Origin of the sequence: Actinomadura logoneensis, assembly GCF_003428695.1 — a bacterium.
In the GTDB taxonomy this organism is placed as follows: domain Bacteria; phylum Actinomycetota; class Actinomycetes; order Streptosporangiales; family Streptosporangiaceae; genus Spirillospora; species Spirillospora logoneensis.
Map to the genome: position 1 here is coordinate 1 of NZ_QURH01000390.1, position 706 is coordinate 706.

General features: G+C 74.4%; 1 protein-coding gene. It reads right to left on the reverse strand.

The features are described 5' to 3' along the window. Positions 1 to 65 precede the first annotated feature (65 nt). The coding region (locus tag DZF91_RS40060; protein WP_199486814.1) for a hypothetical protein at positions 66 to 706 on the reverse strand (641 nt) is incomplete at its 5' end.

Genomic DNA, 706 nt, shown 5'->3' on the forward strand with positions numbered 1-706 from the left:
ATGCCCCCGCTGCTGTCCGCGCCCCTGGTCGGGCGCGGCGGGCCGCTCGCGTCATCCCCTCACCATCACGGGTAGTAGGCGGCGAGCTTCTGCTTGATCGCGGCGATCGAGGACGTGAACGGGATCGGGGCCGGGTCCCCGTTGCGGTAGTCCAGCAGGTCCATGGCGTAGGCGGCGCGGCCCTGCCGGACGAGCGCGACCTGCCAGTGCTGGGTGCCGCCGCCTCCGTTGACGCCGCTGGTCAGGCGCCATACGTCCACGCCCCCCTCCGTGGCGACCTTGGTCACCGCCGTGACGTACGCGGTCCCGGGAGCGCCCGACCCAGGCTGACTCCGCTGCACGCAGTCGGCGAGCAGGTTCTTCCACTGCTGTTCGAACGCCGCGGCGCCCGCGCTGTCCGCGAAGACCCACACGTCGTTGTAGTTGTAGTACCAGGTGGGCGTGCGGTAGCGGGCGCTCAGCCCGTCCTGCGCGCCGGTGGCCCGTCCGTAGTCCCAGCAGGACGGCCCGGTGACGGACGGTTCGAAGTACGGGTCGATGTACGGGGTCGCCGCCCACGTCTCGTCCACGGGCGGCTGCTGGGCGGCGGAGAGCAGCACGCCGCGGTCGACGGCGGACGCCGCTCGAGCGGGGGCGGCGGCGGCCTTGCCGGGGGACGGGGCGGGGGACGCGGCGCGGGCGGGGGAGGCGGCCAGCGTGAGCGCCA